Annotated in this window: 25 protein-coding genes; 17 read left to right on the forward strand and 8 right to left on the reverse strand. The window is 66.1% G+C overall.

Annotated elements, in window-relative coordinates; all coding sequences use genetic code 11:
• Positions 1-109 precede the first annotated feature (109 nt).
• From gmk to ACE3P0_RS07795, 4 genes are all read left to right on the forward strand, one after another.
• Complete coding sequence (gene gmk / locus ACE3P0_RS07780; RefSeq protein ID WP_374401539.1) at positions 110-727, forward strand: guanylate kinase; 618 nt, start codon at positions 110-112, stop codon at positions 725-727.
• Between the two features lie 104 nt (positions 728-831).
• A complete protein-coding gene (locus ACE3P0_RS07785; protein ID WP_374401678.1) occupies positions 832-3,075 on the forward strand; it encodes a bifunctional (p)ppGpp synthetase/guanosine-3',5'-bis(diphosphate) 3'-pyrophosphohydrolase in 2,244 nt (747 codons plus the stop codon).
• A 50-nt stretch (positions 3,076-3,125) separates the two neighbouring features.
• Positions 3,126-3,314: a DUF3460 family protein gene (locus ACE3P0_RS07790; protein ID WP_374401541.1), complete on the forward strand. Its 189-nt coding sequence runs from the start codon at positions 3,126-3,128 to the stop codon at positions 3,312-3,314.
• Positions 3,315-3,362: 48 nt separating this feature from the next.
• The gene (locus ACE3P0_RS07795; protein ID WP_374401543.1) at positions 3,363-4,766 is read left to right on the forward strand and encodes an exonuclease domain-containing protein; all 1,404 of its coding nucleotides are present in this window, start codon (positions 3,363-3,365) and stop codon (positions 4,764-4,766) included.
• Here the strand turns inward: ACE3P0_RS07795 and ACE3P0_RS07800 are convergent.
• Positions 4,751-5,833, reverse strand: coding sequence for a hypothetical protein (locus ACE3P0_RS07800; RefSeq protein WP_374401546.1), 1,083 nt, complete (start codon positions 5,831-5,833; stop codon positions 4,751-4,753). The two genes, ACE3P0_RS07795 and ACE3P0_RS07800, sit on opposite strands and share 16 nt — an antisense overlap.
• A gap of 129 nt (positions 5,834-5,962) precedes the next feature.
• On the opposite strand from ACE3P0_RS07800, the gene ACE3P0_RS07805 reads away from it, so the two are divergent.
• The 8 genes from ACE3P0_RS07805 to ACE3P0_RS07840 all read left to right on the forward strand — a co-directional run bounded on the left by ACE3P0_RS07805 (position 5,963) and on the right by ACE3P0_RS07840 (position 12,016).
• Positions 5,963-6,715, forward strand: a complete 753-nt coding sequence (locus ACE3P0_RS07805) for a helix-turn-helix domain-containing protein (RefSeq protein ID WP_374401548.1) — start codon at positions 5,963-5,965, stop codon at positions 6,713-6,715.
• 19 nt (positions 6,716-6,734) lie between these two features.
• On the forward strand, positions 6,735-7,148 hold the full coding sequence (locus tag ACE3P0_RS07810; RefSeq protein ID WP_374401550.1) for a CoA-binding protein: 414 nt from the start codon (positions 6,735-6,737) through the stop codon (positions 7,146-7,148).
• A gap of 34 nt (positions 7,149-7,182) precedes the next feature.
• Complete coding sequence (dapF, locus tag ACE3P0_RS07815; RefSeq protein WP_374401552.1) at positions 7,183-8,013, forward strand: diaminopimelate epimerase; 831 nt, start codon at positions 7,183-7,185, stop codon at positions 8,011-8,013.
• Between the two features lie 42 nt (positions 8,014-8,055).
• Entirely contained in the window at positions 8,056-8,706 is a 651-nt protein-coding gene (locus ACE3P0_RS07820; protein ID WP_374401554.1) for a DUF484 family protein, read from the forward strand.
• 18 nt (positions 8,707-8,724) lie between these two features.
• Positions 8,725-9,228 carry an N-acetyltransferase family protein gene (locus tag ACE3P0_RS07825; RefSeq protein ID WP_374401556.1) on the forward strand — a complete coding sequence of 168 codons (504 nt, stop codon included), beginning with the start codon at positions 8,725-8,727 and terminating at the stop codon, positions 9,226-9,228.
• 1 nt (position 9,229) lies between these two features.
• Entirely contained in the window at positions 9,230-10,153 is a 924-nt protein-coding gene (gene xerC / locus ACE3P0_RS07830) for a tyrosine recombinase XerC (RefSeq protein ID WP_374401558.1), read from the forward strand.
• 71 nt (positions 10,154-10,224) lie between these two features.
• Complete coding sequence (locus tag ACE3P0_RS07835) at positions 10,225-10,800, forward strand: hypothetical protein (RefSeq protein ID WP_172201516.1); 576 nt, start codon at positions 10,225-10,227, stop codon at positions 10,798-10,800.
• 133 nt (positions 10,801-10,933) lie between these two features.
• On the forward strand, positions 10,934-12,016 hold the full coding sequence (locus ACE3P0_RS07840; protein ID WP_374401560.1) for an alkane 1-monooxygenase: 1,083 nt from the start codon (positions 10,934-10,936) through the stop codon (positions 12,014-12,016).
• Here the strand turns inward: ACE3P0_RS07840 and ACE3P0_RS07845 are convergent, their stop codons facing one another.
• The 3 genes from ACE3P0_RS07845 to ACE3P0_RS07855 all read right to left on the reverse strand — a co-directional run bounded on the left by ACE3P0_RS07845 (position 12,017) and on the right by ACE3P0_RS07855 (position 14,451).
• Positions 12,017-12,754: a hypothetical protein gene (locus ACE3P0_RS07845; RefSeq protein ID WP_374401562.1), complete on the reverse strand. Its 738-nt coding sequence runs from the start codon at positions 12,752-12,754 to the stop codon at positions 12,017-12,019.
• 78 nt (positions 12,755-12,832) lie between these two features.
• Positions 12,833-13,711: an AEC family transporter gene (locus ACE3P0_RS07850; protein WP_374401564.1), complete on the reverse strand. Its 879-nt coding sequence runs from the start codon at positions 13,709-13,711 to the stop codon at positions 12,833-12,835.
• A 134-nt stretch (positions 13,712-13,845) separates the two neighbouring features.
• A complete protein-coding gene (locus ACE3P0_RS07855; protein ID WP_374401566.1) occupies positions 13,846-14,451 on the reverse strand; it encodes an OmpW family protein in 606 nt (201 codons plus the stop codon).
• 193 nt (positions 14,452-14,644) lie between these two features.
• Between ACE3P0_RS07855 and ACE3P0_RS07860 the strand changes: the two genes are divergently transcribed.
• On the forward strand, positions 14,645-15,529 hold the full coding sequence (locus ACE3P0_RS07860; protein WP_374401568.1) for a PhzF family phenazine biosynthesis protein: 885 nt from the start codon (positions 14,645-14,647) through the stop codon (positions 15,527-15,529).
• Between the two features lie 23 nt (positions 15,530-15,552).
• Entirely contained in the window at positions 15,553-15,906 is a 354-nt protein-coding gene (locus ACE3P0_RS07865; RefSeq protein WP_374401680.1) for a RidA family protein, read from the forward strand.
• A gap of 38 nt (positions 15,907-15,944) precedes the next feature.
• On the opposite strand, the gene ACE3P0_RS07870 is transcribed toward ACE3P0_RS07865, so the two are convergent.
• The 3 genes from ACE3P0_RS07870 to ACE3P0_RS07880 form a co-directional block, all read right to left on the reverse strand.
• Entirely contained in the window at positions 15,945-16,685 is a 741-nt protein-coding gene (locus ACE3P0_RS07870; protein ID WP_374401570.1) for a transporter substrate-binding domain-containing protein, read from the reverse strand.
• Between the two features lie 98 nt (positions 16,686-16,783).
• The gene (locus ACE3P0_RS07875; RefSeq protein ID WP_374401572.1) at positions 16,784-17,323 is read right to left on the reverse strand and encodes a GNAT family N-acetyltransferase; all 540 of its coding nucleotides are present in this window, start codon (positions 17,321-17,323) and stop codon (positions 16,784-16,786) included.
• Positions 17,320-17,787: a copper chaperone PCu(A)C gene (locus tag ACE3P0_RS07880; RefSeq protein WP_374401574.1), complete on the reverse strand. Its 468-nt coding sequence runs from the start codon at positions 17,785-17,787 to the stop codon at positions 17,320-17,322. Before ACE3P0_RS07880 ends, ACE3P0_RS07875 begins: the two co-directional genes overlap by 4 nt.
• A 153-nt stretch (positions 17,788-17,940) precedes the next feature.
• Here ACE3P0_RS07880 and ACE3P0_RS07885 point away from each other — a divergent pair, with 153 nt between their 5' ends.
• The 3 genes from ACE3P0_RS07885 to ACE3P0_RS07895 all read left to right on the forward strand — a co-directional run bounded on the left by ACE3P0_RS07885 (position 17,941) and on the right by ACE3P0_RS07895 (position 20,579).
• Positions 17,941-18,330, forward strand: coding sequence for an RNA-binding S4 domain-containing protein (locus ACE3P0_RS07885; protein ID WP_374401576.1), 390 nt, complete (start codon positions 17,941-17,943; stop codon positions 18,328-18,330).
• Between the two features lie 69 nt (positions 18,331-18,399).
• Positions 18,400-19,128, forward strand: a complete 729-nt coding sequence (gene ompR / locus ACE3P0_RS07890) for a two-component system response regulator OmpR (protein ID WP_172201498.1) — start codon at positions 18,400-18,402, stop codon at positions 19,126-19,128.
• Positions 19,125-20,579: an ATP-binding protein gene (locus ACE3P0_RS07895; protein ID WP_374401578.1), complete on the forward strand. Its 1,455-nt coding sequence runs from the start codon at positions 19,125-19,127 to the stop codon at positions 20,577-20,579. The genes ompR and ACE3P0_RS07895 overlap by 4 nt, the downstream gene beginning before the upstream one ends.
• A 69-nt stretch (positions 20,580-20,648) precedes the next feature.
• Here ACE3P0_RS07895 and ACE3P0_RS07900 read toward each other — a convergent pair whose 3' ends face one another.
• Positions 20,649-21,248 (reverse strand): hypothetical protein, encoded by a 600-nt coding sequence (locus ACE3P0_RS07900; protein ID WP_374401580.1) that lies wholly within the window; start codon positions 21,246-21,248, stop codon positions 20,649-20,651.
• Positions 21,249-21,281: the final 33 nt, after the last annotated feature.

Here is a 21,281-nt window from a genome sequence, read left to right on the forward strand (position 1 = left end):
AAAAACATGTACCCAAGGGTGTACCCAATGAAAAAATGTATTAGACATGAATCAGTAGTGGCGGGCCTTTGTGCTCGCCACTACTGATTCAGGTTCAATCGAGTAAGCCATGCCCGGACAGCTCTATATCGTTTCCGCCCCCTCCGGCGCGGGCAAGACCACCCTGGTGCGTGGCCTGCTGGAACGGGATCGCGGCATCCGTCTGTCGGTCTCACACACGACTCGCGCACCGCGGCCCGGCGAGGTCGATGGCCAGCATTACCACTTCACCGACCGGGCGAGCTTCGAATCGCTGCGCGCAACCGGTGGCTTCCTCGAATCCGCCGAGGTGCATGGCAACCTCTACGGTACTTCGCGTGCGTGGATCGAGCAGCAGATGGCGACCGGCATGGACATCCTGCTTGAAATCGACTGGCAGGGCGCCCGCCAGGTGCGATTGGCGTTTCCGCAGGCGGTCGGCATCTTCATCCTGCCGCCCTCCATGGAAGAACTCGAGCGCCGTCTGCGCGGTCGTAATTCTGATTCGGATGAAGTCATCGCCCGTCGCCTCGACGCCGCGCTGGGCGAGATGGAGCATGTCGACGAATTTCATTACTGTATTATCAACAATGACTTAGCCGAGGCTCAGGCGGATCTGGCGGCGGTGGTCCGCGCCTGCCGCGTGCGCCTCAATGTGCAGAAGGCGCGTCATGCCGACGCGTTCTCCTTCCTGCGGGCTGAGCACTGAATCGGGGAAGAGCGCATGGAATCTGATGGCATGCATCGCTGTCGACCGGCTACGCAGAGCGGGGCGGGTCGCGTGCATGCACGCCGATGGTGTCGGGGGTGAGTATGGAAGCCGCCGCGCCACAGATGCCGAACCCGACGACGCTTGCCAACGCCGCCGCTGCGCCGCACGGCGGCGAGATTGACCCGCTGGAGGGTGTCGACCTCTCGACCTTGCGACGACGCGTCGCCGAATACCTCAAGGACGACGACCGCGAACGCCTTGAGCGCGCCGCGCGCTTCTCGGCGGAAGCCCACCTCGGACAGTTCCGCAGCAGCGGCGAACCCTATGTCTCGCACCCGGTTGCGGTGGCCGAGATCCTCACCGAGTGGCACCTCGATGCGCAGGCGCTGATCGCGGCCCTGCTGCACGACGTGATGGAAGATACCGAGATCACCAAGCAGGCGATCGCGGATGCCTTCGGCAAGGTGTCGGCCGAACTGGTCGATGGTGTTTCGAAGCTCGACAAGATCGAAGCGCGCACGCATGAGGAAGCGCAGGCGGAGAACTTCCGCAAGATGTTCCTCGCGATGGCGCGCGATGTGCGCGTGATCCTCATCAAGCTCGCCGATCGCCTGCACAACATGCGCACGCTCGATGCGGTGCGGCCCGAGAAGCAGCGCCGCATCGCGCGCGAAACCCTGGAGTTGTATGCCCCGATTGCCAACCGGCTGGGGCTCAACAATCTTTACCGCGAGCTGCAGGAGCTTTCGTTCCGTTACCTGCACCCGATGCGCTATCGCGTGCTCGCCAAGGCCGTTCGCGCTGCGCGTGGCAACCGCCGCGAAATCGTCGGCAAACTGCTTGGCGCGATTCAGGAGCGCCTGCCGACCTGGCAGATCGATGCCGAGGTGTGGGGCCGTGAGAAGCATGTGTACGGCATTTACCGCAAGATGGTCGACAAGCACCTGACCTTCTCGCAGGTACTCGATATCTACGGCTTCCGCATCGTCGTGAAGGACATCCCGACCTGCTACCTCACGCTCGGTGCGCTGCATGAGCTGTACAAGCCGGTGCCGGGCAAGTTCAAGGATTACATCGCGATCCCGAAGGCCAATGGCTACCAGTCGCTGCACACCACGCTGTTCGGCCCCTACGGCACGCCGGTCGAGGTGCAGATCCGTACGCGCGAGATGAACCAGGTGGCGGACAGCGGCGTGGCCTCGCACTGGCTCTACAAGGAGTCCGAAGGCCCGCTGTCGGACATCCAGCAGCGCACGCACAACTGGCTGCAGTCGCTGATTGAGTTGCAATCCACCTCGGGTGATTCAACCGAATTCCTTGAACACGTGAAGATTGACCTCTTCCCGGGCGAGGTCTTCGTGTTCAGCCCCAAGGGCAAGATTTTCAATCTGCCGCGTGGCGCGACGGTGGTCGATTTTGCCTACGCGGTGCATACCGATATCGGTAATCGTTGCGTGGCCTGTCGCATCAACGGTGATCTGATGCCGCTGCGCACCGAACTGAAGAACGGCGATCAGGTGGAGGTGGTGACCGCGTCGCATGCCAGCCCGAACCCGGCCTGGCTGTCGTATGTGCGTTCGGGCAAGGCGCGCGCGCAGATCCGCCATTTCCTCAAGACCGCCCAGCAGGAAGAGTCCGTCGCGCTGGGCGAGCGTTTGCTGGCGCAGGCCCTGCGTGCCCACGGGCTGACGCCGGCGGCGCTGAACAAGTTGGTATGGGACCGCTTCCTGCGCGACGCTGGTGCGCGGGAGAAGAACGATATCTACACCGATATCGGGCTCGGCAAGCGTTTGCCGGCGGTGGTGGCGAAGCGGCTTGCGACGGTGGTCGAGTCGGTCGGCGTCGAGGGCGTCGAAGGGCAGCCTATCCGGCCGCGCCCGGCAGGGGCGATCCTGATTCGCGGCAGCGAAGGCATGGCGGTGCAGCTCGCACGCTGCTGCCGGCCGATTCCCGGCGACCCGATCGTGGGGCTGCTGCGCAAGGGCCAGGGCATGGAAGTGCATTTGAACGACTGCCCCAATCTGTCGCGCAACCGCGCTGACCGCGAGCGTTGGGTCGACGTCGAGTGGGAATCCGAAACCGAGCGCCTGTTCGATGTGCAGATCCGTGTGATCACCGAAAACCGCCGTGGCGTGCTGGCTAAGATCGCCGCCGCGATTGCCGAGGAGCACTCGAACATCCAGCATGTGAGCATGGATGGCGAGGGTGCGTCGCATCACCAGATCTACTTCACGCTGCAGGTGAGCGATCGCCTGCACCTTGCGCGGCTGATGCGCGCGGTGCGCCGCATCCCGGAAGTGGTCCGCATCGCGCGGCTGAAGGCCTCGGAAGCCCGCCCGGGCTGAACTGCCGGGTGGCTCAGCCTGCTAGAATTGCGGGCTGAGGAGGAATCACCATGGCGATGTACGAATCCGAGCACACCAAATTCATGCGCGAGTGGATGGAAAAGCATCCGCAGGAAGCCGAAGAGCAACGCAAAGGCCGCGCCCTGTGGTGGGACAAGCCGCAGGATCTGGAAACCTCGCGCCGCAACGCCGACGCCAAGGTCGCGCAAAAGCCCTATCCCTATCAGAGCGAAGTCTGATTGCCCCAAAGCCTCTCGTTCGAGAGGCTTTTCGCATTTCCGGTCCCCATGAATCCGCTCTTTGAACGCCCGCTTGCGATCGTTGACCTTGAAACGACCGGTGCCGACCCGCACCGCGACCGCATCACCGAGGTGGCGATCGTGCGGGTGGAGGGCGGTGAGGTGGTTGATCGCTGGTCCAGCCTGGTCGACCCGGAAATGCCGATCCCGTACCGGATCCAGGAATTTACCGGCATCTCCAACGAGATGGTCGCGGGAGCGCCGAACTTTCGCGCGCTCGCCGACGAGATCGCTGAACGACTGGCGGGCGCGGTGTTCGTCGCACACAACGCGCGTTTCGATTACAACTTTCTGCGTGCAGCCTTCGCCGCGCGCGAAATCGCCTTCGACCCGCCGGTGCTGTGCACCGTGAAGCTGTCGCGTGCGCTGTACCCGGAGCATGCGCGTCATGGGCTGGCGGGGATCCGCGGGCGCCGCGGCTCGGGGGTGGAGAACCGTCCGGGCGGGCTGCCGCACGCCGACCTGGTGTGGCGCCTGATGCAGGATGCGGCGGCCGCCTTCGATCACGACCGCCTGCTGCTGGCGCTGCGCCGTGCTGGCAGCGAAGGCGCGGCGGTGCCGAAGTTGCCGGAAGGCGACCTGGAGGCGCTGCCCGAGGCGCCGGGCGTCTATCTGCTGTTTGGCGCTGGCGGGCAACTGCTGCAATGCGGGCGCTCCAATCATCTGCGCTCCAAGCTTCTGGGCCTGTTTACCGGCCGCGGGGACGCCAAGAGCGTGAAGCTGGGCAACCAGGTGCGGCGAGTCGAAACCGAATTCACCGCGGGCGAGCTGGATTCGCAATTGCGCGAGCTCGCGCTGCTGCGCCGCCATGTGCCGGAAAAGTATCCGACCCGCTCGCTCGGCTGGCGCTTCGTGCCGAACCGGCGCCGGCCGCCGGTGCTCGACGAGGTGGAGCTGCATGGCAGCGATCCGCTCGAGTGGGGCGAGGTGTTCGGCAGCTTCCGTGGCCGGCGCGAGGCCGAGAACACCTTGCGCGAACTCGCGCTGCTGCACCGCCTGTGTCCGCAGCGGCTCGGGCTGGAAAACGGTCGCGGTGCCTGTCAGGCCTATGGCCTGAAGCGTTGCGACGGCGTCTGCGTCGATGCCGAGCGGCCCGAGGTCCACGACGCGCGCCTGCGGCGTGCCTTGGCCTCACTCGCGCCGCGCGCCTGGCCCTGGTCCGGCCCGGTGGCGATTGCAGAGCTGCATGAGGACAGCGGCCGCGCCGCGACGCACGTATTCGACCAGTGGTGCCACCTCGGCAGCGCTCGCGATGAGGCGGCGCTCGCGACCCTGCTGAACGATCCGCCGCCACGCCGCTTCGATCTCGATATCGCGCGGCTGCTGCAACGCTGGTTGATGCAGCCAGGCCACGCGAATGCGGTGAGGGTGCTCGCTCAGCGTGCTAGCTGACGCGATTCGATCAGCCGGCGCAGGTCCGCCGGCAGCAGCGCACGCAGCTGCTCGGTCAACCGCGCTTCATGTTTGCGCCAAGCCACGCCGGCGAACACGATGCCCAGCCCGATCGCGGTGAGTGCGAGCGGGAACAGCCAGCTGTCACGGAAGTAGTGGTGTGACAGATCGCCCAGCACGATCGCGACACCGAGCGCGCCGAACACCACGAAGGTCCGCCGCACCAGCACGGCGCCAACGCCGATCAGCAGCAGGTTGATCGCGAGGTAGATCAGCTTGCCCGACAAGAGCCCGGAGCCGAGCGAGCTGAGCCCGCCCCAGAACGCCATCAGGCCGAACAGGTAAAGCCAGAACGGGTAGTCCTTGCGCGAGCGGCTGCGCAACTCGAACCAGAAGGCCACCAGCAGCATGATCAGGCCGAAGGCGAGCGAGAACCACTTGCGGAAGGTCCAGGACGCCTCGCTCCAGTGGTAGGCGTCGTCCTCCGCGAGGATGAAGACGGCGAGGTCCATGCTCATGTACCACAGCGTCACCGCGATCGGCATGACCAGGAAAGGCGTGCGCCAACGGTACAACATCAGGGCGCCGGCGATCAGCGTGGCGAACTCCAGCGTGATCCAGCGCCAGTCGATGTACACGTGGTAATCGCGGTAGCCCTTGATGTGCTCGGCTTCCGCCCACAGCCCGAACGCGTGCTGCAGGCCCCACACCGCAAGCGGCACCAGCACCACGATCAGCGCGGCCATGATGCCGCTGGGCACCGCTAGCCCCATGCGCTCGAAGCGCTCGGCGAGCTTCCAGGCGACGCCGGCGTACAGCAGCGCGATGAAGAAGATGCCCCAGCCGCCGAACTGCTCCCAGCCCAGCGTCATGAACAGCGACATCGCGCCGATCGCGAGCAAGCCGCCGAGGTAGTACAGCACATGGGTGAAATCGAAACGTGGCGCGTCGGGGTCGCCGGCGCGGCGGGCGACGAGGAACTGCCACAGCGCTTCGGTTGATTTGGCCGGCAGCAGACCCGCCTGGCTGGCGGCGTCGAGGTCGGCGCGTTGGATGCGGATCGTCATGTCTGGCCTTTGGAACAGCGCGATGGCGACATTGTGCCTGCACGCATCGGCCGGCCGCATGCGGGATTCACTGTCGGCGAATGCGCCGCCGCCGGTATCATTTCCTGATACGCGTTTCAGGCTTACACCATGACCCAGGCTGTCGAAGTCGTCGATCTGCTCAAAGCCGCGCTGAAGGCGCGCGGCATCACCTACGCCGAACTTGCGCGCCGCGTCGGGCAGTCCGAAGCGAGCGTGAAGCGCTGGTTCGCGCAGCGCAACTTCACGCTGGCGCGGCTCGATGCCGTGTGCGACGCAGTCGGCATCGATTTCGCCGAGCTGACCGGCGGTTTCGACCGCGAAGCGCGGCTGGTGGCGCGGCTCACGGTGGCGCAGGAGCGCGAGATCGTCAGCGAGCCCAAGCTCTTCCTCGCGGCGCTGTCGGCGCTGAATCTGCTCGGCTTCGACGACATGCTCGCGCTGTACGAATTCGAGCGCGCCGAGCTGATCGGCCTACTCGCGCGGCTCGATCGCATCGGATTCATCGAACTGATGCCCAACAACCGGATACGTTTGCGCGTCGCGCGCACCTTTTCGTGGACGCCGAACGGGCCGATCATGGAAGCCTTCAAGGACAACGTGGCGGATTTCTTCGCGAGCGACTTCGCCGGCGCCGGCGAGGCGATGTTCCTGCTCAACGGTCGCCTCACGCCCGGTGCGCGGCACGCGTTGGCCGAACGCCTGAAGAAGCTTGCGCGTGAGTTCGCCGAACTACATTGGGATGAAGGCGCGCTGCCACAGAGCGAACGCCAGCCGGTGAGCCTGCTGCTCGCCTGCCGCCCGTGGCAGGTCGCGGCGATCCGCCCCTTCATCCGCGCCACGCCGCAGCGCAAACCGCGCTGAACGATTCAAGGAGTAACTGATGTTCAAGAATCCGGATACCGAAGTGCTGCGCGCCGCGCTGGCCGCGGTGAAGACGATCGCCATCGTCGGTGCGTCGCCCAAGCCAGAGCGCCCCAGCCACTACATCGGCGCCTTCCTGAAGCAGCAGGGTTACCGCGTGATCCCGATCCACCCGGCGGCCGAGGAAATCTTTGGCGAGAAGGTCTACAAGCGCCTCTCCGACGTGCCTGAGAAGATCGACCTGGCGGACTTCTACATCAACGCGGAGCGCGTCGGCCCGATGGTGGACGAGGCAGTAGCGCTGGGCATTCCCTTCATCTGGATGCAGGACCATGTTGTCGACGAAGCGGCCGCGCTGCGCGCACGCGACGCGGGGGCCACCGTGGTGATGGACGACTGCATCTATCGCCGCTGGCGGCAACTGACTGAATGATCGAGCCGCGCTGGCCTGTGGGACAATTGCACGCATGAAACTCCGCTTCACGAAAATGCAGGGCCTGGGCAACGATTTCGTCGTGATCGACGCGGTGCGCCAGCCCTGCGAGATGACGCCCGAGCGCGCGCGCTTTCTGGCTGACCGCCGTTTCGGCGTGGGCTGCGATCAGATCCTGATCGTCGAGCCCAGCCGCATGGCGGGCGTGGACTTCCGCTACCGCATCTTCAACCTCGACGGTGAGGTGGAGCAGTGCGGCAACGGTTCGCGCTGCTTCGCGCGCTATGTGCGCGACAAGGGCCTCACCGACAAGGACGAGATCCGCGTCGAGACGCTGGCGGGCGTGATCTCGCCGCGGCTCGGCGCCGACGGGCTGGTGACGGTCGACATGGGGGCACCGGTGCTCGATCCGGCGCGCATCCCGTTTGTCTCCGACACCGATGCGCCGGCGCAGCCGCTGGACGTGGCGGGCGATACGATCACGATCGGCGCCGTCAGCATGGGCAACCCGCATGCGGTGCAGGTGGTGGCCGATGTCGACAGCGCGCCGGTCGCGACGCAAGGTCCGCTGATCGAGCACCACCCGCGCTTTCCGGCGCGCGTGAACGCCGGCTTCATGCAGGTTGTTGACCGCCACACGATCCGCCTGCGGGTGTTCGAGCGGGCGGCCGGTGAAACGCTGGCCTGTGGCACCGGCGCCTGCGCGGCGGTGGTGTCCGGCATTCGCCGTGGCCTGCTCGACAGCCCGGTGCGCGTGCATGCGCGCGGCGGCGAGTTGAGCATCGCGTGGGCCGGCCCCGGCCAGCCGGTGCTGATGACCGGCCCGGCAGTTACCGTATTCGAAGGCGAGATCGAAATCGATTGATGACTGCGGTGGCACGCCACCGCGGAAACGAGGCTTACACGCATGACCGATCAGGAAGTCGTTGCCTACCTGCAGGCAAATCCGGAGTTCTTCAACGAGCAGCCGGCGCTGCTGGCCGAACTGGCCGTGCCGCATCCCGATACCGGGCAGGCGATCTCGCTGACCGAGCGCCAGTTGCTTGCGATGCGCGAGAAGCTGCAGCTGATGCAGGAGAAGATGGCCGAGCTGGTGCGCTTCGGTGAAGAGAACGACGTGATCGGCGAGAAGGTGCACCGGCTCACGCTGGGCCTGCTCGAGTCGAACAGCGTCGAGGCGGTGGTCGGCGTGATCGACACGCATCTCGTCGAAGATTTTGCGGTGCCCCATGTGGCGCTGCGGGTGTGGAACAGCATCATCCAGCGCGACACGGTGGAGTTCTCGCCGGTATCGGAAGAGCTGCGCTTCTTCGCGGCCGACCTGCGCCACCCCTACTGCGGCCCGGCCACGCAGCCTGAAGTCACCGGCTGGTTCGGCGAGGCCGGCGCGCATGTGCGCTCGGTGGCGCTGCTGCCGCTGCGCCGCGATGGCGTGGTGTTCGGCCTGCTCGCGCTGGGCAGCGAAGACATCGAGCGCTTTTACCCCGAGATGGGCACGCTGTACGTCGCGCGCATTGCGGATCTGGTCAGCGCTTCGCTGATCAATCACCTCGGTTAGCTCAGCACTGCAGCCCCGATGAGCGTCGCGATCGAGAACATCCGCGCCGACGACATCCTGCCGTTTCGTACGGCGGTCGATAGTGTTGCGCGCGAGGGGCGTTTCCTCGCCAGCTACGAAGCGCCGTCGCTCGATGCGGTGGGCCGCTTCGTCAACGCCAACATCGAACACGGCTACCCGCATGTGGTTGCGCTGGCCGATGGCGCGCTGGTGGGCTGGTGCGACATCACGCCGGAAGGTCGCCCGCTCAAACGCCATGTCGGCCTGCTCGGGATCGGCGTTGTTGCAGGTTGGCGCCGCCGCGGTATCGGCAATGCGCTGATCAATGCTGCGCTGGCGCGCGCGGCGCAAGCCGGCTTTCTGCGTATCGAGCTGAGCGTGCGGGCCGACAACGCCGCGGCGATCGCCCTGTATTGCAAGCATGGATTCGTGCAGGAAGGGCTCAAGCGCTTCGCCGTGCGGGTGCCGGATGGCTTTGAGGATGTCGTGATCATGGCGCGCCTCTCCCCGGCGCTGGGCTGAGATGGATCTGTCAGCACCAGCGGAGCTCACGGCGCCGATGGAGGCGTGGCTGGCGATGCTCGCGCATGAGCGGCGGCTCGCGGCGCTGACGATCAGCAACTACCGGCGCGATCTGCAGCGCTTGCTCGAGCTGAGCGCCGGGCGGGCGCTCGAACAGGTCTCGCCACACGATATCCGGCGCTATGTGGCCCGCTTGCATGGCCAGGGGCTGAGCGGGCGTTCGATTGCGCGGCATCTGTCGTGCTGGCGCGGTTTCTTCGCCTGGTGGGCCAAGTCGGGTGCGCTGGGCGCCAATCCTGTCGTGGGCATCCGGCCGCCCAAGTCACCGAAGGCGCTGCCGCAGGCACTCTCTCCCGATCAGGCAGCGACGCTGCTGGATGCGCCGCAAGGGTCGGAAAACGATCCGTTTGCGCTGCGCGATCGGGCGATGTTCGAACTTTTCTACTCGTCAGGCCTGCGCTTGTCGGAACTCGCCGGGCTGGACATCGGGCCGGCACTCGACCTGCGCGAGGCCGAAGTGATGGTGACCGGCAAGCGGAACAAGACGCGCACCGTGCCGGTTGGCGCCAAGGCACGTGAGGCGCTGGCGGCCTGGCTGGCTGCACGCAGCCAGCATGCACGCGCCGACGAGGTGGCGCTGTTCCTCAATAGCTGCGGTGGCCGCATCAGCCCGCGCATGATCCAGCAGCGCCTGTCGCTGTGGGCGCAGCGCAGCGGCCTTGGCGTGCATGTTCATCCGCATATGCTGCGGCACAGCTTTGCGAGTCATCTGCTGCAGTCGTCCGGTGACCTGCGTGCGGTGCAGGAGTTGCTGGGGCACGAGAGCATTGCCACCACACAGATCTATACCCATCTCGACTTCCAGCACCTCGCCAAGGCTTACGACGCGGCGCATCCGCGTGCGCGGCGAAAGCCGAAAGAGTGAGTCATGTCATAACGCTCGCATTGTCTGCGCGCGTATGATCGGCAGTTCCTTCATTTGCGCCGGAGCAAACCATGAAACTTCATTCCGCCCTGCTTGTTGCCCTGCTTGCGTGTGTGCCGGTCGCCGGCATGGCTGCCGATGCCGCTGTTGCCGTGGGTCAGGCGCCGGGCAAGGTTGGTGCCGCAGGCCGTGTCAGCGCCAAGGCAAAGGTCGAAGCGGTGGATGCCGCTACCCGCACCGTTACCTTCAAGGGTGAAAAGGGCAATGTGTTTGAAGTTGTCGCTGGCGACGAGGTGAAGAACTTCGACCAGATCAAGGTTGGCGATGTGCTGACGGTGACCTATGCCGAAGCGATCGCTTTCGAGTTGAAGAAGGGCGGCAAGGGCGTGCGTGAGCGCCGTGAAGCCACCGATGCGGTTGCTGCCGCACCGGGTGAAAAGCCGGCCGGCGCAGCGGGCCGCCGCATGATCATCGTGGCCGATGTGACGAAGGTCGATCACAAGGCGGGCACCGTAACGCTGCGTGGTCCGAAGCAGTCGCGCACCCTGAAGGTGGATGATCCGGCGAAGTTGAAGAACGTCAAGGTTGGCGATCAGGTCGAAGTGACCTACGTCGAAGCCGTGGCGCTGGAGATCGGCGCGAAGTAAGCGTCGGCCACCGTTGCCCGAAAGCCCCGCCGCGAGCGGGGCTTTTTCATGGCTGCTCGCGTGACGTGATTCGACAAGACGCGAAGCCGTGGGCCGACCGTAAGCTACATGCCGGCTTACAGGAGGGCGCTGCGTGCAAAGGGTGATCCGTTTCAAGCGCTATGCCTACGCACTGTTTCTGATTCCGCTGGTCTTGCCGCCCGCCGGTTTGATGCTCGGCGCGCATTACGCGGTGCCGGACTGGGGGGCTTGGCTGACGGTGGTCGTGGTGTTCGGTCTGGTGCCCTTGCTCGATACCTGCTTGGGTCGCGATACAGCGAACCCCGGCCCGGACGAAGAGCGCGCGCTGCTGGCCGATCCCTGGTATCCGGCCCTGACGCTGCTGGCAGTGCCGGCCTGGAGCGCTCTGCTGGTGTGGGGTGTATGGGCGGTGAGCCAAGCGACGTTGGGGCTGGCCGGTCGTGTGGGCTTGCTTGCCTCACTTGCAACCGTGGGCGGTGCGGTGGCGATCAACGTCGGGCACGAGCTGATCCACAAGACTCGCCGCGCAGAGCGTGCCGGCGGCGGCTGGCTGCTTGCGAGCGTCGGCTACGGCGGATTCAAGATCGAGCATATCCGCGGCCATCATGTGGATGTCGCCACGCCGCGGGATACCTCTACCGCGCGCCTGGGCGAGAACGTGTATCGCTTCCTGTGGCGCGCGTTCACGACCAATCCGGTGCGGGCCTGGGAACTCGAACGGGCGCGCCTGTCACGCCGCAACCTGCCGTGGTGGCGCAACGAGCTTTTGCTGTGGTGGGGGCTGTCGCTCGCCTGGGCGGTTGGTTTCGCGCTGTGGCTGGGGGCGCCCGGCTTGGTCGCCCACCTGGCTATCGGCTTCGGCGCGATCGCGTTGTTGGAGATCGTGAACTACCTCGAACACTACGGTCTGATCCGCACTCCGCTGCCCAACGGCCGCCACGGGCCGGTCACCGAACATCATTCCTGGAACAGCCCCTTCCTGCTGACGAACCTGCTGCTGTTCCAGTTGCAACGCCACTCGGATCACCACGACCACGCCGCACGGCGTTACCAGATCCTGCGCCACATGGCGGCTGCGCCGCAGTTGCCTGCGGGGTACGCCGCACTCGTGCTGCTGGCCTTGGTGCCGCCGCTGTGGCGCCGGGTGATGGATCCGCGCGTGGCGGCCTGGCGCGCGCAGCAGGGGCTTGCTTGATCAGTCGGGCTGGCCGTCGGAGAACCAGCCGATGTGCGTGAATTCGAGCTTGTATGGCGGGTTCAGCGCCACAGCCTGCCAGCGATCGCCGTGCTTGGGATCAAGGGCAAACACGGCGCACTGGCGCTTGCCTTTGATCGCGAGGGCTTCACTGCCGCTGCCGGTGAGCAGCGCAGCTTCGCCGCCGTCGCGCTCGAAACAGGCGCGCATCGCGTTCGGGTCCGAGATCAGCAGGCGGAAGTACCAGGGCACGATCTCTTTCACCAGCCGCCGCGCCTGATCGGCGGAGGCCAGGGCGTCGGCATAGCTCACTTGATCGGCAATCGGCAGGTTCGGCGTCAGGGTTAGATGGACTTGCAGGCTGTCCTTCTTCTGGTTGGTGACAAACTCGGCCTTGTCGGCGAGCGCCGCCTCGGAGCGCGGTACTTCGATGTCGCCTTCCTCGCCGAGCGGCACCGCGATGTCGGTGTTGTCACCGATCAGGCGGATGCGGATGTCCGCGGGTTTGACCGACTTGTCTGCCGACTTCACTTGCATGCGCATGAGCACCTTGTCGTGTTCGACGCGGTCGACCTGGCTGAAGAACTTGTAGGCGTCGGCGTAGGGCATGATGGCCGGATCGCGCACGCCTTTCACGACCAGCTTCTCGGTGGGGGCGTCCGCCGCCGGTGGTGGCGGCACATCGTCAGCGAGGGCGGTGAGCGGCAGCAGCAGTAAAGCGAGGGCGATGCGCTTCATGGCAGGTCCTGTTGATGAGAACGGCGGCGATTCTCGCTGCGTCGTTGATCGGCAAAGTGTCCGAAACGTAAGCGTTTGTCAGTGCTGCAGCGTCAGCGCGAGTGCGATCGGCAGGAAGATCAGCGCGAACAGGTTGCCGATCATCACGATCGAGGCGACTTTCTCCGGCTCCTGCCGGTAGCGCTCGGCGAACATGAAGTTGAGCACTGCCGGCGGCAGCGCGCCGAACACGATCACCAGCGCGCGCTGCAAGGGCGGCAAATCGACGACCGACACCACAAGCGTTGCGACCAGCAGGCCGCCGATCGGTCGCAGCAACGCACCGCCAACGCCGATGCGCCAGGCGTGGAAGTTGGCATCGGTGAGGCGCACGCCAAGCGAGAACAGCATCAGCGGAATCGAGATGTCGCCAACCATCTTGATCGCGAGCATCAGCGGCGGCCATATCGCAATGCCGGCGCTGCCGACCGCGATGCCCGCGAGCGTGGCGAGCACCGAGGGCACTTTCCAGATCGTCGCGAGCCGGGTCTTGTGATCGAGCAGCCAGGCGCCGTATGAAAAGTGCAAGAAGTTCGACACCATGAACATCACCACGGCCGGCGCCAGTGCCTGCTCGCCGAAGGCCAGCACCGCGAGCGGCAGGCCGAGGTTGCCGCAGTTGTTGAACATCGTTGGCGGCACCAGCGTCTTGACTGCGATACCGCTGATGCGCGCGGCGGCCCAGCCGACGAGGCCGAACGCGACCACCATGAAGAAGGAAATGCCGGCCAGCGGCAGGAAGTCGGCAAGGCGGAATTCCTTCGATACCAGCGCGGCGAACACCAGCGCTGGCACGAAGACATCCATGTTCAGCTTGTTTGCGACGCTGAGATCGGGCTTCGCGCGGCGCGCGACTAGCCAGCCGAGGCCGACGATGGCAAAGAGCGGGAACAGGATCGAGACGATGCGCAGGAACATGAGGCCATCCGCCGGTTGGAGAACGGATTCTAGCCAGCTTGGGGCGGGCGGCTATCCGTAGTGTTACGGGGCCGTAGCGTTCGCGCAGCAAAAAGGGCGCCGAAGCGCCCTTTGATGTTGGATCGTCGTGTGGATCAGAAGCGATAGCCGACGCCGATGCCGATCAGCCACGGATCGATGTTGAGCGTATCGACGACCACGCCGCCCGCTTTCACATCGGTGCCGATCCAGGTCTTCTTGATGTCGGCGTTCAGATACCACTGCGGGCTGATCTCGTAGTCGAGACCGGCCTGAACCGACGCGCCCCAGCTGGTGCGCTCGATGTCTATGCCTGCCGGCAGATCCACATCCCAGAAGCGCGTCATGTTCACGCCGAGGCCGACGTAGGGTTTGAACGCGCCCATCGGGTGGTGGTACTGCAGCATGAAGTGCGGCGGCAGCTGCTTGACGGTGCCGATCTTGGTGCCGCCGAGTTCGATGTCGTGCGTTTGCGGCACGCTCAGCACCACCTCGAGCGCGATGTTCGGCGTGAAGAAATAGCTGATGTCGAGATCGGGCAGCCACTTGTCGCTGGCCGTCACTTCGGCGGGCAGCAGGTTGTCGCTGTTGCCGTTGTCGTTGATCATGCTGACGGCGCGGCCACGTACGAGCCAATTGCCATCGGCAGCGAATGCCGCCCCCGCGGCAAACATGCTGGTTGCGATCGCCCCCGCGATCGCAGTCCGGATGATGCTGGACATAACTCCCCCAATTGATTGAATGTTGCTGTGCAGAAAAACTGCACGTGCAGTGTGGTTTTTGTCCGGCGCTGGCGTTTGAGCGGTATCAAGTGTTCAAATTCCAGCCTGACGCCGGATGCGACGACTGTCGTTTTTCCGCACTCCGTTGCAGCAACCATTTGATCCATCAACGCATTTACTTCGGGTACCACCGATGCATCGCTACTGGCTTGCCGACGTTTTCACCGACCGCCCGTTTTCGGGTAACCCGCTGGCCGTGTTTCCGGAAGGTGCTGCGGTCGATCCGGCGCAGATGCAGACGATCGCCGGCGAGCTGAACCTCTCGGAAACCGTGTTCGTGCTGCCGCCCGACAACCCGGCGCATGCGGCGCGGGTGCGCATCTTCACGCCGGCAAGCGAGCTGCCATTTGCCGGCCACCCGACCATCGGCACCGCTTTGCTGCTGGCGCGTTTTGCACCGCAAGCCCTGGCCGATGGCGAGCATCTGCTGGTGCTGGAAGAAGGCGTCGGGCCGGTGCCGGTGCGGGTCACGATGCAGGGCGGGCAAGCGCTGCGCGCCGAGTTTGCCGCTGCGCAGGCACCCAGCTTCGCGCCGGCGCCGCCGCACATCGCGACGATGCTGGGCCTTGGCGAGGACGACATCCTGCCGCGTTGCAGTGTCGCGTCCTGCGGCGTGCCCTTCCTGTGCGTGCCGCTGCGCAATCGCGCGGCGCTGTCGCGCATCATGCCGAACAACGCGGCGATGCAGCGCGGGCTCGCCGGTCTTGCGCACGGCATCTACGCCTACACCGAAGACCTCGATCGCCCGACGCTGTTGCACGCGCGGATGTTCGCGACGGGCCTTGGCATCGTCGAAGACCCGGCCACCGGGTCGGCCGCAGCGGCGCTGGGCGGGCTGCTGGGCACCTACGACTCGCGGAGCGATGCGGATCTCTCGTGGGAGATCTCGCAAGGCGAGGATCTCGGGCGCCCAAGCCGCATCGTCGTGACCACCGAGATCCGGCAAGCGCGCGTGGCGGCGGTGCGCGTGGGCGGGCAGGCGGTTTTCATGGGCGAAGGCCAACTCTTCGCCCGCTGACTTCACAGAGATGGATGATTGATATGGATATCCAGCGTATCGGCGTAACGCCGCGTTATGCCGACGCCGTGGTGCATGGCGGTGTCGTGCACGCCGTTGAAGTGCCGCCCACCGAAGCGGGCGACATCACGGAGCAGACCCGGGGCCTGCTCACCGCGCTCGAAACAACGCTTGAGCGCGCCGGCAGCAGCAAGGCGCGGCTGTTGACTGCAACGGTGTACCTGACCGACATGGCCGACTACGACGGCTTCAACGCGGTCTGGGATGCCTGGCTGGTGCCTGGCTGTGCGCCGTCGCGCGCCTGCGTCAAGGTGGCGGGGCTGGCGCGCGCGGGTTGGCGCGTCGAAGTCGTGGTCAGCGCCGCGTCGCTGGCTTAGCCGCCGCAATACAAGACCGCTGGCCTTGTGCCGCGTGCTTAACGACTCGCAACAGTCAGCGCCTGGTTGAAGCGGTCGAGTACCGATTGCGCCACCTTGAAGCTGCAGAACAGGTGGCGCCATTCGCCGGCCGGGGTATCCGGGTAGCGGATGTAGGCGAAGTGCTCGGGCTTCAGTTCGCGATGCCGGATCAGCGCGTTCGCTTCCTCGGGCGCCATGATCAGTGCATCGGTCATCGATTCGGCCAGCATTCGCAGCATCTGGCCGTTTTCGTTGTACACATGCTCGGTCGGCCCTTTGCGTGCCTGCAGCAATGCGTCGAAGCCGGGTCCGTAGGAATAGCTTTCCTTGATCAGCAGCCGGAATTGGCCGTCGGTGATGGCTGCGCGGAGGCTCGGGTAGCGCTGGAAGCTGACCTCGTCGTCCGCGCGCACCAGCAGGATCTGCGGGCGGTCCTGGTACACCGGCGCCGAGTAGCGGCCGATACGCTCGCGCCCGGGCTTCTTGAACACGCCGATCATGCAATCGGCGCCGGTGTTGCCCTTGATCGTCGCCATCTGGCGGCTGAACGGCGTCTCGACCCAGTTGAACGGCAACTTCGCCGCTTTCAGCGCGCGGGCGATCGGTTCGGCCATGAGGCCCCGCACTTCGCCGTGCTCGACGTAGGCGTAGGGCACCCGGGTGTTGTAGTGAACACTGATCGGCTGCTCGCCCGCCGCGGCGACCTCGCTGCCGCCCAGGCTCAGCACCAATAAGAGAATCTGCTGCCAGGCACGCATGGGTAGCGCTCGCAACGTTTGGGCATTGAGTCTATCGCGCTGATCCGGTGTACGGCCACAGGTGCTTGCGGCGGATCGCCGCAGGCGCCAGCGCCGGATCAGGCGGAGGCGGGTGCGGCGCCCTGCCAAACCACGCGCAGGCAGGGGTAGGTGGCGCCGTCTGGCATTTCATGGTGTTCCGGTGCCAGCTCGCGGCCGCCGAGGCGGCGGTAGAACGCGCGTGCGGCGAGGTTCGCCTCAAGTACCCACAGATGGAAGCCTTGCGTTGCACCGGATGCAGTGATGCGCTGCTGCAGCGCGCCCATCAGCTGCCGGCCGAGGCCTTCGCCCTTGAGGGCCGGCTGCACATGCAGGTTGTCGATCAGTGGCCCCCAGGCGGGGTCGGCATCCGGGCACAGGCAGCCGAAGCCGAGCAGGCCGCGCGGGTCTTCCATCAGCAGCACTTCGAGCGGTGCGTCGGCACCATTCACCAGGCGCTCATGCCACAGCGCGGCGCGTTCGCTGTCGAGTGCGCCGTCGAGGTAGGCGTCGCGCAGCACGCCGCGATAGGCGCTGCGCCAGCTCGCTGCATGCAGTTGCGCGACGGCCGGCGCATCGGCGGCGCCGGCGATACGAAAGCGAAGATCCCGAGCGATCAATGCATGTGCTCGTGGGTGGTGGTGTCGCCCAGCGGCCGCACGGCAGCGTCCACGGTGATCTGCTCGCGCTTGCCGCCCTGTTCGATCTCAAGCGTCAGCTTCACGATGTCGCCATCGTTCACCGGTGCCTTCAGATCCAGCAGCATCACGTGATAGCCACCGGGCTTGAGCTCCACCGTCTTGCCGGCGGGCAGCGCGAGCTTCTGCACCGGGCTCATCTTCATGTTGTCGGCGACCATCTTCATCTCGTGCACCTCGGTCTTGCCGGCAATCGGCGACGATGCGCCAACCAGCGTCGCGCCCTGCGCGCTGGTGAGTCGCATAAAGGCGCCGGTGGCTTTTTGCGACGGTGTCGTGCCGCGCACCCAGGCGCCTTCGACCTTGACGTCGGCGGCGAAGGCGCCGGCAGCGCCAAACGAGGTGAGCAAGGCGGCGAGCAGGGAAGCGATGGCGAAGCGACGCATGCGGAACTCCTGTGAAATGGTTGGGCGGATCGAAGGCAAGCTGCGATTGTAGGGCCTACTCCCCGGTGGCGCCGCGCCGGCACCCGCAGGGCGGCCGCGCACAGGCCACGGCCGCGCGCTATCCTCGCGGCTTCACAGGCAAGGAATTTGCGCATGGATCAGGATCCCGGCGCGCGCACGCGCATCGACAAATGGCTCTGGGCGGCCCGTTTCTTCAAGACCCGCAGCCTTGCCACCGATGCGGTGGAAGGCGGCAAGGTGCGCATCAACGGGCTGGGCGTGAAGCCGGCAAAAGACGTGCGCCCCGGTGACCGGGTGGCCTTCAGCAACGGCCCGGTCAGCCGCGAAGTGATCGTGCTTGGCATCGCCGACAAGCGCGGCCCGGCGCCGGTGGCGCAGCAACTCTACGAAGAAACGGGCGAGAGCCTTGCCGCGCGCGAGCAGGTGGCCGACGCACGACGCCTGAAGGTGGAGCCCGCGGCCGATCGTCACGGCCGGCCAACCAAACGCGAGCGGCGCGACTACGAGCGCTGGCGTTCGTGAGCCGGGCCGGTTGCACTCTGTAAGAATCGTGAATGCGCAGCGTCGCGTGCGCGCGCTAGAGTGGCAGGCATGGAACGAAAAACGCTGATCTGGGTGATCGATGACGACCCCGAACTGCGAGCGCTGCTCGCCGAATACCTCGACCGTGAGGGCTTCGACACACGCGTGTTTGCCGATGCTGCTGATCCGGTGCGCCGCTTGCCGCGCGAACGCCCTGATCTGCTGGTGCTGGATCTGATGATGCCGGGCGAGGATGGTCTGTCGGTCTGCCGCCGAATCCGCGCGACCGGCGACGATGTACCGATCATCATGCTGACTGCGCGCAACGACCCGATCGACCGCGTCGTCGGCATCGAGATGGGCGCCGACGATTACCTCGGCAAGCCCTTCCTGCCGCGCGAGCTGTCTGCCCGCATCCGCGCCGTGCTCAAGCGCCGCACGGCACCGCGCGCCGGCGCGCCGCTGCCGGAAGAAGAAGCGGTGAGCTTTGGCGACTGCCGGCTCGATCTCTCCAGCCGTAGCCTGTGGCGACGCGGCGAGCGGATCGAGATGACGACCGGTGAATTCGCCTTGCTCGCGGCGCTGGCACGCCACCCGCACCAGCCGCTGACGCGCGAACGCCTGATCGAGATCGCGCGCGGGCCGGAATCCGAAACCTACGAGCGCAGCATGGATGTGCAGATCTCGCGCGTGCGCCGCCTCGTCGAACCCGATCCGGCACGCCCGCGCCACATCCAGACGGTGTGGGGCGTGGGCTATGTGTTCGTGCCCGATCCACCCGACGCCGCTGCCCCATGAACCGACTGCGCTGCTGGTCGCAGTCCCTCAACCTGCGCCTCGCGCTGATCCTGTTTCTGGTACTCGGCGGCAGTTATGGCCTGATGGCGTGGCTGCTGCAGACCCATGTTGCCGATCTGCGTGCCGCGCAGGCCGCGCAGACGATCGCGGCCCGCGTGAAAGCCGCCGAAGGCCAGCTCGCCCAGCCGGGTGGCACGCTGCGCGACGACATCCGAATTGCGGAGGGCGACGAGCCGCCGATGTTCGGTCGCGGGCGTGGTTGGTTGCGCCCGCAAGCGCCGGGAGCGGATGATCGCCGTCCGCCGCCCGCTGGCGAAGATCATCAGCCCCCGCCGGATGGCGACATCGGAGGCCCTGGCGGGCCGCCGCCCAACGATGCGGCGCCCGGGGCGCCACCGCGCTTGCGCGGCCACGGGCTCCGCCTCGAACAGTTCGATACCGCGCTGACCCAGGCGCTCGGGCGCAGCGCCGAGATCCGCCCCGGCGGCATGCGTGGCGAAGGGCCCGGCATCTGGATCCGCCTCGCCAGCGACACCCCAAAGTGGCTATGGGTGCCGGCTTCCGCCTTGCCGTTTCCGCCGCCGATCCGCCGCTTCGACTCGGCGATCGTGGTGCCGGTGCTTGGCTTCGTGATTGCGTTTGCCGCAGCCCTCTTCCTCGTCGTGCAGGTGAATCGGCCGCTGCGCCGCTTGGGCGACGCCCTCGGCGCCGTCGGCTCCGCGAGTGCGCCGCAACCGCTGTCGCTGACCGGCGCGAGCGAGATCCGCGTGCTCGCCGGGCGCTTCAACGACATGCTCGCGCGACTCGGCCGGCTGGAGAGTGATCGCACCACGATGCTCGCGGGCATCGCGCACGACCTGCGCACGCCACTCACTCGCCTGCAACTGCAGATCGAGCTGGCCGCCGGCCCGCAGGGCATCGACGACAAGCGCAAGGCAGCGATGCTGCGCGAGCTCGACCAGCTCGGCGAGATCATCGACCACTTCCGCCTCTTCGCCGGTGGTGCAGGTGGCGAGCCGCTGGAAACCCGCGAGCTTGGTTTGCTACTCGAAGAAATGGCTGCGCCGTGGCGCGATCAGGGGCTGCAACTCGCGCTCGAACCCGGCCTGCGCGCGCAGGTGCGCTCGGCCGCACTGCGACGCATCGTCACCAACCTGCTCGGCAACGCGTTCGCGTACGGCGCGCAGCCGGTGCAACTGACGCTGCGTCGTGACGGCGCACTGGCGATGCTCGAGATCGCCGATCACGGCCCCGGCATTCCGCCCGAGCGCCTCGATGAAGCGCGCCGCCCCTTCGCCCGCCTCGACGCCGCGCGCGGCGGCAGCGGTCACAGCGGGCTTGGCCTTGCGATCGTCGACCGCCTGATCGGCGAGATGGGTGGGCGGCTCGAACTTGAGAACCGCCCCGAGGGCGGACTGCTCGCGCGGGTGATACTTCCGCTGCAAGGCTGAAGCCTTGATCTACTGCCTTCGCCCTGCACGCATCGCAGCCCGATGCGTGCCGTGGCGTGAGAGACGCTGTCAGGCCGCGAGCGCCCCTTCCAGATCGCCGACCTCGTTCTTGTAGCGTACGAAGGTTGCGCTGTCGGCCAGCTGCGGGTTGGTGCATTTGAAGGCCATGCTGCCGTCTTCGCCCGGCGAACCGGCGTAGCCGAAGATGTTGAGCGCGAGCACTTCGCGCTGCGTCACACGCAGATAGGGCGTGTCGCCGGTGTGGAAGTCGAGCTGTTTGGCGCCGGCAAAGCCCATGCGCTGATCCTTGCCCGCCGCGACCCAGCCGTGTTCAAGCCGGTCGGTATGCACCAGCGTGAACGGGCCGTGCGAGTGGATGCCGCCGAGGATGAAGGCGTCGTTGTAGAACAGGCGCCAGCGGTCCTGGTTGCTGGTATCGACGAAGATGCCGCCACCATCGAAGACGGATTTGTTCTTCGCAAGCAGTTCCTGAAGGTGTTCGATCAGGCCGATGTTGAGCCCGCTGCGGGCACCTTGTTCGAGCCCGTGCAGGTAGTACCTGAAGGCGGCTGCGGCCTGCGCGAAATCCGCCTTTGCATCGAACTGGTAAGTGCTTTTGTGTGCGGCGAGAAAGTCCGACTTGAACGCCACGAAAGTCTCATAGGCCATGATCCGAGCTCCACGAGCAATACGGCGAGATGC

It is taken from the genome of Niveibacterium sp., assembly GCF_041909475.1.
GTDB lineage: Bacteria > Pseudomonadota > Gammaproteobacteria > Burkholderiales > Rhodocyclaceae > Niveibacterium.

What these genes read in the sequence shown, in the direction of transcription:
- gmk (WP_374401539.1), top strand. Translation starts at nt 110, where the DNA reads ATGCCCGGACAGCTCTATATCGTTTCCGCCCCCTCCGGCGCGGGCAAG.
- ACE3P0_RS07785 (WP_374401678.1), top strand. Translation starts at nt 832, where the DNA reads ATGGAAGCCGCCGCGCCACAGATGCCGAACCCGACGACGCTTGCCAAC.
- ACE3P0_RS07790 (WP_374401541.1), top strand. Translation starts at nt 3,126, where the DNA reads ATGGCGATGTACGAATCCGAGCACACCAAATTCATGCGCGAGTGGATG.
- ACE3P0_RS07795 (WP_374401543.1), top strand. Translation starts at nt 3,363, where the DNA reads ATGAATCCGCTCTTTGAACGCCCGCTTGCGATCGTTGACCTTGAAACG.
- ACE3P0_RS07800 (WP_374401546.1), bottom strand. Translation starts at nt 5,833, where the DNA reads ATGACGATCCGCATCCAACGCGCCGACCTCGACGCCGCCAGCCAGGCG.
- ACE3P0_RS07805 (WP_374401548.1), top strand. Translation starts at nt 5,963, where the DNA reads ATGACCCAGGCTGTCGAAGTCGTCGATCTGCTCAAAGCCGCGCTGAAG.
- ACE3P0_RS07810 (WP_374401550.1), top strand. Translation starts at nt 6,735, where the DNA reads ATGTTCAAGAATCCGGATACCGAAGTGCTGCGCGCCGCGCTGGCCGCG.
- dapF (WP_374401552.1), top strand. Translation starts at nt 7,183, where the DNA reads ATGAAACTCCGCTTCACGAAAATGCAGGGCCTGGGCAACGATTTCGTC.
- ACE3P0_RS07820 (WP_374401554.1), top strand. Translation starts at nt 8,056, where the DNA reads ATGACCGATCAGGAAGTCGTTGCCTACCTGCAGGCAAATCCGGAGTTC.
- ACE3P0_RS07825 (WP_374401556.1), top strand. Translation starts at nt 8,725, where the DNA reads ATGAGCGTCGCGATCGAGAACATCCGCGCCGACGACATCCTGCCGTTT.
- xerC (WP_374401558.1), top strand. Translation starts at nt 9,230, where the DNA reads ATGGATCTGTCAGCACCAGCGGAGCTCACGGCGCCGATGGAGGCGTGG.
- ACE3P0_RS07835 (WP_172201516.1), top strand. Translation starts at nt 10,225, where the DNA reads ATGAAACTTCATTCCGCCCTGCTTGTTGCCCTGCTTGCGTGTGTGCCG.
- ACE3P0_RS07845 (WP_374401562.1), bottom strand. Translation starts at nt 12,754, where the DNA reads ATGAAGCGCATCGCCCTCGCTTTACTGCTGCTGCCGCTCACCGCCCTC.
- ACE3P0_RS07850 (WP_374401564.1), bottom strand. Translation starts at nt 13,711, where the DNA reads ATGTTCCTGCGCATCGTCTCGATCCTGTTCCCGCTCTTTGCCATCGTC.
- ACE3P0_RS07855 (WP_374401566.1), bottom strand. Translation starts at nt 14,451, where the DNA reads ATGTCCAGCATCATCCGGACTGCGATCGCGGGGGCGATCGCAACCAGC.
- ACE3P0_RS07860 (WP_374401568.1), top strand. Translation starts at nt 14,645, where the DNA reads ATGCATCGCTACTGGCTTGCCGACGTTTTCACCGACCGCCCGTTTTCG.
- ACE3P0_RS07865 (WP_374401680.1), top strand. Translation starts at nt 15,553, where the DNA reads ATGGATATCCAGCGTATCGGCGTAACGCCGCGTTATGCCGACGCCGTG.
- ACE3P0_RS07870 (WP_374401570.1), bottom strand. Translation starts at nt 16,685, where the DNA reads ATGCGTGCCTGGCAGCAGATTCTCTTATTGGTGCTGAGCCTGGGCGGC.
- ACE3P0_RS07880 (WP_374401574.1), bottom strand. Translation starts at nt 17,787, where the DNA reads ATGCGTCGCTTCGCCATCGCTTCCCTGCTCGCCGCCTTGCTCACCTCG.
- ACE3P0_RS07885 (WP_374401576.1), top strand. Translation starts at nt 17,941, where the DNA reads ATGGATCAGGATCCCGGCGCGCGCACGCGCATCGACAAATGGCTCTGG.
- ompR (WP_172201498.1), top strand. Translation starts at nt 18,400, where the DNA reads ATGGAACGAAAAACGCTGATCTGGGTGATCGATGACGACCCCGAACTG.
- ACE3P0_RS07895 (WP_374401578.1), top strand. Translation starts at nt 19,125, where the DNA reads ATGAACCGACTGCGCTGCTGGTCGCAGTCCCTCAACCTGCGCCTCGCG.
- ACE3P0_RS07900 (WP_374401580.1), bottom strand. Translation starts at nt 21,248, where the DNA reads ATGGCCTATGAGACTTTCGTGGCGTTCAAGTCGGACTTTCTCGCCGCA.